The organism is Rhodosalinus sp., assembly GCF_041685465.1.
Classification (GTDB): domain Bacteria; phylum Pseudomonadota; class Alphaproteobacteria; order Rhodobacterales; family Rhodobacteraceae; genus Rhodosalinus.
On sequence record NZ_JAWLFS010000093.1, the window covers coordinates 1 to 10,731 of the forward strand.

The window sequence follows — 10,731 nt, forward strand, 5'->3', positions numbered from 1 at the left end:
GAGGCCGGCCATCTTCCGACGCTCGAGGCGCCCGAGGCCGTGAGCGCCGCGCTCGCCCGCTGGCTCGACGTGCCCGAAGCGCCACGGTAGCGCCGCGCCCTCGCACGACCTGTCGACGGGAGTGCGGCGGCCGCACGTCGCGGGGCCGATCGTGCCCTCGGGGCATGGCGCACCCGGTGTCGGCACCGCGGGGTGCAGCCGTTCCCCTGACCTCGTGACGGCCTCGAACGCCCCGCCGGGGTTGGTGGCACCGTGCCGGCTTTCCGAGCCGAGCGTGCCATGCCCGGTGACCTGTCGCATGATCCGCGCGCGCGGCGACCATGTGCCCGGACCCTCCTGCGACCCGCGCTTTCCATGGTCCCGGAAAACCCGGTGGCGCGACGCAGCCCGCCCCGGTGACAGGCTCAGCCCTGCGCGAGCACCCCTTCGATCTGCCGGGTGATCGCCGGGGAAAGGGGGCGTGCGCTCGACCCCCATGTCCCTGCAACCCGGCCATCGCCGTCGAGAAGCACCTTGTTGAAGTTCCAGCCGGGCACGAAATCCGCCTCGTCCCGGAGCCAGGCGAAGAAGGGATGGGCGGCCGCGCCGCGGACGGAGGTGATCGTCGTCATCGGCATGTCGAGACCGTAGTTCAGGTCGCAGAAGTCCTTGACCTCCCCCTCGCTCTCCAGCTCCTGCCGGAAATCCTGCGAGGGCACGGCGAGCACGACGAGGCCGCGGTCGCGGTAGCGATCGTAAAGCGCCTGCAACCCCTCGTATTGCGGTGTGAAGGCGCAGAGAGAGGCCGTGTTGACCACGAGCACGGGCTGGCCCGCGTAGTCCGACAGCCGGATTTCGCCGCCGTCGATGCTGTCGAAGGTCCAGTCCGCGGCCGCGGCGAGGCCGGCCCAGAGCGAAAGCGCTGCGGCGAGGATCAGGCGCATGGCGGGTCTCCGTTTCAAGATCGAAGCTAAAGGTAGGCGCCGCCCCCGCCCGTCAAGCCCGCCCGTCAAGCCCGCCCGTCAAGCCCGCACGGCCGGGTCCACGCGGCCAAGTCTACACGGCCAAGTCTACACGGGGCGTCACAAGCGCGTGGAGGCCCGTAGGCGCGCCGGTGATTCGGCCGCAGGCTCTTCCGCGCAGCCGTTCGAGGAGGAGATCCCGATGCCCGCCACGCTTCGCCACGCCACCGCCGCCGCGCTTGCGGTCGGCCTCGCCGCCGCCGCGGCGGCCGATCCCGCGCAATGGGGCGCCGAATGGCCCGGGACCGATTTCTCGAAGACCACCCTCGAAAGCTGGGACGAGGTGATCTCGGGCGGTCCGCCCAAGGACGGGATCCCGGCGCTCTCGGCCCCCGCCTTCCTTGCCGTCGAAGCGGAAGACCGCCTCGGCGCGCGGGAGCCGGTGATCGCGGTCGAGATCGAGGGCGCCACGCCGCGGGCCTACCCGATCCGCTATCTCATGTGGCACGAGATCGTGAACGACAGCGTTGCCGGGCGTCCGGTCGCCGTCACCTATTGCCCGCTCTGCAACTCCGGCATCACCTTCGACCGCGGCGTCGGGGACCGGGTGCTCACCTTCGGCGTCTCGGGCAAGCTGCGCCATTCGGACATGATCATGTACGACCGCGAGACGCAGAGCTGGTGGCAGCAGGCGCTGGGCGAGGCGATCGTCGGCGAGATGACCGGCACCGATCTCGAGACGCTGCCCACATGGATGGAGGGCTGGGCGCAGTTCGCCGCGCGCAACCCCGACGGGATCGTCATGGACGAGCCCGAGTGGAATCGCAGCTACGGTGCCAACCCCTACCGGGATTACGACAGCGCCGACCGCCCGTTCCTCTACAGCGGGGAGGACCCGCCGCACGGCCTGCGGCCGCTCGAACGGGTGGTGCGCGTCGGTGAGCATGCCTGGCCGCTGGCGCGTCTCGCCGAGCAGGAGGTGATCCGCGAGGCCGGCGTCGTGCTCACCTGGCGGCCCGGTCAGGCCTCGGCCCTCGACGCCGACCGGATCGCCGAGGGGCGCGACGTGGGTTCGGTGCGTGTGCGCGACCCCGGGGGCCGCGACGTGGCGCATGACGTGATGTTCGCCTTCACCTTCGATGCCTTCTGGCCCGACGGCAGATGGATGGTGGAGGCGGGGGCGCGCTGAGCGCGGCTTTTCAAGGCGCGCCCCCCATGCTACGCGCTCGCGCGCATCCGGGGCGCGGGCGGTGGCGCGCGCCCTCTTTCTCACGTGAACGGGGACCCTCATGGCCAGCGAACGCACTCTTTCGATCATCAAGCCCGACGCCACGCGCCGCAACCTCACCGGCAGGATCAACGCCAAGTTCGAGGAGGCGGGCCTGCGGATCGTCGCGCAGAAGCGCATCCAGCTGACCAAGGCACAGGCGGGCGAGTTCTACGCGGTCCACCGCGAGCGGCCCTTCTACGACGAGCTCTGCGCGTTCATGGCCTCCGCGCCGGTCGTCGTGCAGGTGCTCGAGGGCGAGGGCGCGATCGCCAAGAACCGCGAGGTGATGGGCGCGACGAACCCCGCCGACGCCGCGCCCGGCACGATCCGCGCGGAGTTCGCGGATTCGGTCGGCGAGAACTCCGTGCACGGCTCCGACGCGCCCGAGACCGCGGCGCAGGAGATCGCCTTCTTCTTCTCCGGCCTCGAGATCGTGGGCTGATACGGCGCGCGTCCGGGGCCGTCGCTGCGGACGCGCCTGTGCGAAGGACGCCCGGGCCGCTCCGGCGGCCCGGGCCTGCCCGTCACTCGCCGGCGGCGCGGCTTTCGAAGGTGAGGCCCTGGCCGCTGCGCGGCGGGAACCCCGTCCAGTAGGTGTGCGCGTCGGTGGGCGTGCCCGCGTCGTCGAGGTCCACGACGCCGTCCGCCGCCGTCTCGACCAGATCGAGATACGCGGCCTTCCCGGTCTCGTCCTTCAGGTGCAGGTCCATCCAGGCGGTCGCGAAGTGCTGCGCGACGTTGTTCATCCGCACCGTGTCCCAGACCGCGTCGGCGTAGTGCTCGAAGGGGACGAAGTCGAGGCTGTCCACCGGCGTCCAGCTTTCGTCCGGGGCAGGGATCGGCGCCGCCGCATTGTGGTTGGCGGCCTCGAAGGTCAGCAGGTGCCGGTCCGTGCCGGTCGCTTCCTCGAAGATCTGCCGGATCGCTCCGTATTGCGAGACGTCGTCGGCGCTGCCCGCCATGAGCAGAAGCGGCTTGCGCAGGCCGTCGAGCCCGGCGTCGTCCCAGAAGCCCGCGTTGCGCCCCCAGGGTCCGATGGCGATGACGGCGTCGAGCCGGTCATCGGTCGCGAGGGTCTCGTGCGAGTCGCTGCCCGCCACGTGGGGCTCGAGGATCGAGGCCGTGGGCTCCACCCAGTCGAAGCCGGTCGCCGCCTCGGACAGCCCCGCCCCCGCGTAGATGAGCGCACCGTAGCCGCCCATCGAATAGCCGACGAGGCCGGTGCGCGTGGCGTCGGTGATCGTGCCGATCGGGCCGTCGAGGGCCTCCATCGCGTCGAGGACGAAGCGCTGGTCGAGCGGCCGGTTGTAGAGGGTCGAGCCGAAGGCGGCCTGCGTCGCATAGGTGCTGTCGAGATGGTCGACCGAGGCCACGACGTAGCCTTTCGAGGCGAGGTTCTCGCCGAGATGGGACATCAGGAAGCGGTTGCCCGGATACCCGTGCGACAGGATGATCAGCGGAAAGGCCTCTCCCTCGGCCGGATCGGCGTCCCGGGCGGCCCGACCGCGCAGCGTCACCTCCGTCGCGCCGTCGCGCAGGAGCGTCGTGTAGGTGCCGCCGGGCTCCGTTTCATCGGTTGCCGGGTACCATATCTCGAGCGTGAGCGTCCGGTCGTAGGTCGGTCGGGCGTCAGGCGTCACGTTCAGCACGTCGAGCGCGCCGCCCTTCGTGATCTCCCGTGTCGTGACCCCAACGGGGTAGGGACCGGGCGCGGCGAGTTCCGGCGCGTCGGGGCGGATCAGGTCGATCCGGTTCTCGGCGGCGGCGGGCGCGGCCGCTGCCAGCCCGGCGGCAAGGCCGAGCGCGGTTATGACGGGGCGCATCGATGTCTCCCTCCTGGTGTCGCAAAGGCGCACCCTACGAGGGATCGGGCGTGACAACACCCGTCTGCCTGCTGGTGACGTAGCGTAAGGCACGTCAGCCGTGTTCAGTCCGCGGCGCAGCGGCAGCGCCCGGCCGTCCCCGGTCTCGTCCATGCCGACGCCGACCTCCGACCCGGTCGGGGGGCGCCATGCCCGCACGGCACCGCCGCGCGCCATCCGGCCCGCCGCGCCACGGAGGCCCGCCGCGCGGCGCATGGTTCAGACGGCGGTGGACTTCGTGCCCCGCTTGGCAGGCGGCGATTTCGAGCCGTTCTGAACCGTCTCGGCGACGCCCTCCGACAGGCTCTCGGTGGCCGAGGTCGCGCCCTTCGACACGAGCCCGAAACAGCGCATGCAGAATTCCATGTTCTCCATCGCGTCGGCCGAGAGACGCTTCATCTCGTCCGAGAGCCATGCGTTCATCTCGGCCGCAGCCTCCTGGGGCGCTGTGCCGCCGTCGGCCTGCCGCATGTGTTCGACGCAGCGCTGCGCGCTTTCGGCGGCGTCGCGGCGCCGCTCGAACCAGGCATGGGCGTAGCGATCCCATTCCTGCATGAGCGTCTTCTGCGTCTGCCACGCGATTTCGGCCTGTGGCGCGAGCGCGGCGGCGGGCAGGGGAAACTGCGTCATCATCTGCATCGGCTGCATGAGGTCGGGCATCTGTGGTGTGGTCTGCTTCGCCATGCGGGTCTCCTGTTCTCCGCGCCCCGGTATCGAGGCGTCGTCCACGGACAGCGGACCGCTAACCGCAGGCGGCGCGCGAAGCATTGATGCCTGTTAACGGTGCGCGTGCTTCAGCGGATCACGATCTCGTCGGCGCGGCTCATGCCGAGGACGTCGCGCGCGCGCTCGTCCAGAAGCTCCAGGTCGAGGCTCTCGTCGGAAAGGCGGCGGGTCAGGTTCTCCATCCGCGCGATCTCCGCCTCGAGTTCGGCGAGGTCGCGGCCGAGCCGCGCGGCCTCGAGCTCCACCTCGGCACGGCGGAAGAGGCCATAGTCGCCCTGCACCGCGGCGAAGGCGAAATAGAGGCCCAGCCCGAAGGCCAGGGCGAAGAAGGCGATCACGCCGAAGGCGGGCCGGCTGCGGTGGGTCATGCTCTGCCTCTCGGGGGCCCTCTCTCGGGGCGCTGTCAGAGAGTATGGCACAGGCGATTCGTGCTGTGAATCCCCGACGTCACGGTTTCGGCACGCCGCTGCGGCGCCTATCGTCGGGGAAGGAGAGGAGGCCCGCCATGACCCATCTGCCACCTGCCGACCGGCTTGCCACGCACAGCGTCGAGAACCAGCCGGGGCCACCACCGCCGCCCGACCTCTGGGGCGCGGACGTGTCGCTGCGCGCCGGGGTGACGGCGCAGGGCGGCGACGCGGATGCGCTCGCCGCCGCGGCTGCCCGTTTCGGCAGCGCCCGGGCGCGGTCGGACGGCGAGGAAGCGCGCCGCGACGCGCCGCGGCTCGCGCTCTTCGACCGGGGCGGGCGGCGGCTCGACGAGGTGCGCTTCGCGCCCGGCTATCACGCGCTCATGCAGGCGGGCATGGAAGCGGGCTATGCCGCCGTCGCCTGGGAGGGGCGGCCCGGCGGGCATGTCACCCACGCCGCGATGGTCTACCTGCTGAGCCAGGTTGAGCCGGGCGTCTGCTGTCCGCTCACCATGACCTACGCGGGTGTCCCGGCGCTCGAGGCCGAGCCGGAGCTCGCCGCCGAATGGGTGCCGAAGCTCACCGCGCGCACTTATGACCCGGCCATCGCGCCCATCCACGAAAAGCGCGCCGCGACCCTCGGCATGGCGATGACCGAGAAACAGGGCGGCTCGGACGTGCGCGCCAACACCACGCGGGCGGAACGCGACGGCGATCTCTGGCGGCTCACGGGGCACAAGTGGTTCTGCTCGGCGCCGATGTCGGACGGGTTCCTGACGCTGGCGCAGACCGAGGCGGGGCTCACCTGTTTCCTCGTGCCCCGCTGGCTGGAGGGCGCGCGCAACGCGATCCGCCTGCAGCGGCTCAAGGACAAGCTGGGCAACCGCGCCAATGCCTCCGCGGAGATCGAGTATCAGGGCGCGCGCGCCCATCGGCTCGGCGAGGAGGGGCAGGGGGTGCGCACGATCATCCGCATGGTGCACCACACCCGGCTCGACACCGCGATGGCGCCCGCGGGGCTGATGCGCGCGGCGCTGACCGAGGCGCTCTGGTGGGTCGAGGGGCGGCGCACCTTCCAGAAGCGGCTGATCGACCAGCCGCTCATGCGCGCGGTCCTCGCCGATCTCGCGCTCGACTGGGAAGGGGCGCTCGCCGCGGGGCTGCGCGCCGCGCGTGCCTTCGACGGCGCGGGGGAGGGCGACCGCGCGCTCGCCCGGATCAGCGTGGCGCTCGCCAAGTATCTGTCCAACAAGCGCGCGGTGCCGGTGATCGGCGAGGCGATGGAGGTGCTCGGCGGCATGGGCTACGTCGAGGACACGCCCCTTCCGATGCTCTACCGCGAAGCGCCGCTCAACGGTATCTGGGAGGGCTCGGGCAACGTGATCTGCCTCGACATCCTGCGCACGCTCGCGCGGGAGCCGGCGGCGGCCGAGGCGCTCGAGGCGGAGTTCGACGCGGCGCGGGGGGCGGAGCCCGCCTTCGACCGGGCGCTCGCCGCGCACCGGGAACGGTGGCCCGGCCTGCCACCGGAGGCCGAGGCGCGCTGGTTCGCCGAGAGCCTCGGCGCGCTCTTCACCGCCTCCGTGCTGATCCGAACCGCGCCCGAGGCGGTCGCCGCGGGCTATGCGCGCACCCGCCTCGGCGCGCCACGTGGCCTGATGCCGGGCGCGGTGGCCGGGCTGGACGAGACGGCCATTCTCGATCGGCTCGCGGCAGGCTGAGGCGGGAACCCCGCGGCCGGGCGTCGCGCAAGGGCTGAACCCGCAGCGACCGAGGCGCCCCTCGCGGCGCAGGTGCCGGCCCGCGGGGATCGCCAGGCGCGATCTCTGCACGCCCCCGGCGCAAGGAACTGCTGGCCGGACAGGCACGTCTCCGTGTCTGAGGTGGCGCGAGCCGGCGCGCCCGCGCAGCGCCGGCCGTCGGGCGACCGGACCGGCGCCGGCCGCTGCGCGGGGCTGCGGCCACGGGGGCGTTCCGGCGCTGTCAGGTGACACGTCCTTGCGGCGTGTCAGTGACCCGCGCCGGATCTGCGCTCGAGTCCCGCGGGATGGATCACCAGACGCCGAGGCGCATCGCCGCGCTGCTGCGCGCCGGCGCGATCGCCTGAGCGCGCCTCAGCCCGCGACGGAGGCGGCGTAGATCGCGTCGACGGCCTCCTGCAGCGTGCGGTCGAAGGCCGCGTCGTCCTGATCGGCGGTCAGCCCCTCGGTCAGCGCGCGCGAGAAGCTCGCGATCACGCCGGTGTTCTCGGCGAGGAGCTTGCAGGCTTCCTCGCGCGTGTAGCCGCCCGAGAGCGCGACCACCCGCATCACCTTGTCGTGGACCACGAGCGGCGCGTAGAAATTGGCCATCGTCGGCAGCGAGAGCTTGAGGATCACCTTCTGCCCCTCCGGCAGAGCGTCGAGTTGCGCGGTGATCTCCTTCAGGAGCAGGCGCTCGGCCTCTTCCTTGTCGGGGATGGTGATCGTTACTTCCGGCTCGACGATCGGGACGAGTCCCTTGGCGAGCACCCGGCGCGCGATCTCGAACTGCTGCGCCACGACCGCCTCGATGCCCGAGGGCGAGGCCGCGTCGATCACCGAGCGTTCCTTCGTCCCGAAGATGCCGTGCGCGCGGGCGCGGTCGAGCGTCGCCTCGAGATCGGGGTTCGGCTTCATCAGGCGCACGCCGTCCTCCGCCGCCGCGAGGCCCTTGTCGATCTTCAGGAAGGGAACGACGCCCTTCTGCTCCCAGAGGAACCGCGCCGCCGGCACGCCGGCGAAGTCGCGTTCCATCGTCTTCTCGAAGAGGATCGCGCCGAGCACCTTGTCGCCCGAGAAGGCAGGGGAGCGCACGATGCGCGACCGCATCTCGTGCACCAGGTCGAACATTTCCGCCTCGGAGGAATAGCGCCCTTCGGGGATGCCGTAGAGGGCGAGCGCCTTGGGCGTCGAGCCGCCCGACTGGTCGAGTGCGGCGATGAAGCCGAGCCCGTTGGTCATCTTCTGGATCTGGTCTTCGGTCGGCATGAGTCGTCGCTCCACTTGTCCCTGCGTCAGGCTTCTAGAAAACGCTGCGGCGCGGCGCAATCGCGCAGGCTCAGGCCGCCGCGCGCAGTGCCGCCACCCCCGGAAGCGTCTTGCCCTCCATCCATTCGAGGAAGGCGCCGCCGGCCGTCGAGACATAGCTGAAGTCTTCCGCCACGCCGGCATGGTTGAGCGCCGAGACCGTGTCGCCGCCGCCCGCGACCGAGACGAGGCGACCGTCCCGGGTCAGCTCGGCGGCGTGCCGCGCGCAGGCCGTGGTCGCCGCATCGAAGGGCGGCACCTCGAAGGCGCCGAGCGGGCCGTTCCAGATCAGCGTGCGCGCCCGTTCCAGCGCCTGACGGATGTGCGCGATGCTGTCGGGCCCGGCGTCGAGGATCATCCTGTCCTCGGGGCAGTCCTCCATCCGGCAGGTCTCGTGCGCGGCGCCGGGCTCGAGCGCCTCGGCCACCACGACGTCGCGCGGAAGCAGGATCTCGCAGCCCGTCTCGGCCGCGCGCGCGGCCACGTCCCGCGCGGTCGCGGCCATGTCGCGCTCGGCGAGCGAGCGGCCCACGTCGAAACCGGCCGCGTACAGGAACGTGTTGGCCATGCCGCCGCCGATCACCAGCATGTCCACCCGCTCGACGAGATTGCAGAGCAGCGTGAGCTTGGTGGAGACCTTGGCGCCGCCGACCACGGCGATCACCGGCCGCTCGGGATCGCCGAGGGCCCGTTCGAGCGCGCCGAGTTCCGCCTCCATGAGCCGCCCCGCGCAGGCCGGCAGCAGATGCGCGACACCTTCCGTGGAGGCATGCGCGCGATGCGCCGCCGAGAAGGCGTCGTTGCAGTAGACATCGCCGAGGCGCGCGAAGCCGCGCGCGAGGTCGGGATCGTTCGCCTCCTCGCCCGGCTCGAAGCGCGTGTTCTCCAGGAGCAGGACCTCGCCCGCGGGCAGCGCTTCCGCCGCGGCCTCGGCGCCCGGGCCCACCGGGTCCGGCGCCACGCGCACCGGCACCCCGAAGGCCGCCTCGAGCGCCGGCTTCAGGGGTGCGAGCGACATCTCCGGCACGCGCCTGCCCTTCGGGCGGTCGAAATGCGCCAGCAGCACGGGCCGCCCGCCACGGGCGAGGATGTCGCGGACCGTGGGCGCCACACGCTCGATGCGCGTGGGGTCGGTCACGCGGCCGTCCTGCACGGGCACGTTGATGTCCACCCGCACCAGTACGCGCCGCCCGTCGAGCGCCATGTCGTCCAGCGTCTTCCAGCTCATCTGCGCAGTCCCCCGTTCCGCTCGCGGCTCCCGCGCCTTTTCCCCGGAAGCGCCGCGCCGGTCAATCCGGCGCGCGCAGGGCTTGCCGCTCGCCGGTCCGCCGTCGTAACAGGGCGCTGATGACAGACGAGGAGCGCCACGCATGGCCGAGATCCGCGACCCCGAGAACACCGTTCTGATGGAGCTGAAGGACGGCACGGTGACGATCGAGCTCCTGCCCGACGTGGCGCCGAAACACGTCGAGCGGATGAAGGCGCTCGCCCGGGCGGGGGCCTACGACAACGTGGCCTTCCACCGGGTGATCGACGGCTTCATGGCGCAGACCGGCGATGTCGAGCACGGCGACATGGAGGACGGCTGGAACCCGCGCCGCGCGGGCACGGGGGGCTCGGATCTGCCCGACCTGCCGGCGGAGTTCTCGCGCATCCCGCACGACCGCGGCACCCTCGGCGCGGCACGCTCGCAGAACCCCGACAGCGCGAACTCGCAATTCTTCATCAGCTTCAAGGACAACCACTTCCTGAACGGGCAATACACGGTCTACGGCCGCGTCATCGACGGGATGGCGCACGTCGACGCCATCACCCGCGGCGAGCCGCCCGCCAACCCGGACCGGATGATCAGCGTGAAGGTGGCCGCCGATGCATAAGCTCGTCCTTGCCGCGGCGCTCCTCGCCGCCGGCCCCGCCGCCGCCACCGGGCTCGCCATCGAGATCGCGGGCGAAGCCGAGGGCACCGTGCGCGTCGATCTCTTCGAGGATGCGGCGCCGGCGCATGTCGAACGGATCACGACGCTCGCCGAGGAAGGGGCCTACGACGGCATCGTCTTCCACCGCGTGATCGACGGCTTCATGGCGCAGACCGGCGACGTGGAGTTCGGCCGGCTCGAGGGTGGCGACATGGGCCGGGCCGGGACCGGCGGCTCCGACCTGCCCGACCTCGCGGCGGAGTTCTCGGATGTCTCCTTCGAGCGCGGCGTCCTGGGCATGGCCCGCGCGGCCGATCCCGACAGTGCGAACTCGCAGTTCTTCATCATGTTCGCGCCCGCGCCGCACCTCGACGGCGACTACACCGCCGTCGGCCGCGTGACCGAGGGGATGGAGGTCGTCGACGCCATCAAGCGCGGCGAGGGACCGAACGGCGCGGTGGTCGGCCGCCCCGACGTGATGGCGACGGTCACCGTCACCGACTGACCCGCGTCCCGCGATTTTTCGTACGAAAAATCGCGGGCCGGCCCCCCCCGTGTT

Annotated in this window: 11 protein-coding genes; 5 read left to right on the plus strand and 6 right to left on the minus strand. The window is 71.8% G+C overall.

Annotated elements, in window-relative coordinates; genetic code table 11:
• Positions 1-404: 404 nt before the first annotated feature.
• Positions 405-923, minus strand: coding sequence for a glutathione peroxidase (locus tag ACESL7_RS07970; protein WP_372892785.1), 519 nt, complete (start codon positions 921-923; stop codon positions 405-407).
• A gap of 220 nt (positions 924-1,143) precedes the next feature.
• On the opposite strand from ACESL7_RS07970, the gene ACESL7_RS07975 reads away from it, so the two are divergent.
• Complete coding sequence (locus ACESL7_RS07975) at positions 1,144-2,130, plus strand: DUF3179 domain-containing protein (protein ID WP_372892786.1); 987 nt, start codon at positions 1,144-1,146, stop codon at positions 2,128-2,130.
• Positions 2,131-2,230: 100 nt separating this feature from the next.
• Positions 2,231-2,653 carry a nucleoside-diphosphate kinase gene (gene ndk, locus ACESL7_RS07980; protein ID WP_372892787.1) on the plus strand — a complete coding sequence of 141 codons (423 nt, stop codon included), beginning with the start codon at positions 2,231-2,233 and terminating at the stop codon, positions 2,651-2,653.
• Positions 2,654-2,735: 82 nt separating this feature from the next.
• Here ndk and ACESL7_RS07985 read toward each other — a convergent pair whose 3' ends face one another.
• From ACESL7_RS07985 to ACESL7_RS07995, 3 genes are all read right to left on the minus strand, one after another.
• Positions 2,736-4,034 (minus strand): alpha/beta hydrolase family protein, encoded by a 1,299-nt coding sequence (locus tag ACESL7_RS07985; protein WP_372892788.1) that lies wholly within the window; start codon positions 4,032-4,034, stop codon positions 2,736-2,738.
• 258 nt (positions 4,035-4,292) lie between these two features.
• Complete coding sequence (locus tag ACESL7_RS07990) at positions 4,293-4,757, minus strand: hypothetical protein (RefSeq protein WP_372892789.1); 465 nt, start codon at positions 4,755-4,757, stop codon at positions 4,293-4,295.
• Between the two features lie 110 nt (positions 4,758-4,867).
• A complete protein-coding gene (locus ACESL7_RS07995; protein WP_372892790.1) occupies positions 4,868-5,167 on the minus strand; it encodes an FtsB family cell division protein in 300 nt (99 codons plus the stop codon).
• A gap of 137 nt (positions 5,168-5,304) precedes the next feature.
• Between ACESL7_RS07995 and ACESL7_RS08000 the strand changes: the two genes are divergently transcribed.
• The gene (locus ACESL7_RS08000; protein ID WP_372892791.1) at positions 5,305-6,930 is read left to right on the plus strand and encodes an acyl-CoA dehydrogenase family protein; all 1,626 of its coding nucleotides are present in this window, start codon (positions 5,305-5,307) and stop codon (positions 6,928-6,930) included.
• Between the two features lie 393 nt (positions 6,931-7,323).
• Here ACESL7_RS08000 and ACESL7_RS08005 read toward each other — a convergent pair whose 3' ends face one another.
• Positions 7,324-8,217 (minus strand): fructose bisphosphate aldolase, encoded by an 894-nt coding sequence (locus ACESL7_RS08005; RefSeq protein WP_372892792.1) that lies wholly within the window; start codon positions 8,215-8,217, stop codon positions 7,324-7,326.
• 70 nt (positions 8,218-8,287) lie between these two features.
• A complete protein-coding gene (locus tag ACESL7_RS08010; protein ID WP_372892793.1) occupies positions 8,288-9,484 on the minus strand; it encodes a phosphoglycerate kinase in 1,197 nt (398 codons plus the stop codon).
• Between the two features lie 142 nt (positions 9,485-9,626).
• Here ACESL7_RS08010 and ACESL7_RS08015 point away from each other — a divergent pair, with 142 nt between their 5' ends.
• Complete coding sequence (locus tag ACESL7_RS08015) at positions 9,627-10,133, plus strand: peptidylprolyl isomerase (RefSeq protein WP_372892794.1); 507 nt, start codon at positions 9,627-9,629, stop codon at positions 10,131-10,133.
• The gene (locus ACESL7_RS08020) at positions 10,126-10,677 is read left to right on the plus strand and encodes a peptidylprolyl isomerase (RefSeq protein WP_372892795.1); all 552 of its coding nucleotides are present in this window, start codon (positions 10,126-10,128) and stop codon (positions 10,675-10,677) included. Before ACESL7_RS08015 ends, ACESL7_RS08020 begins: the two co-directional genes overlap by 8 nt.
• The last annotated feature ends 54 nt before the right edge of the window (positions 10,678-10,731 follow it).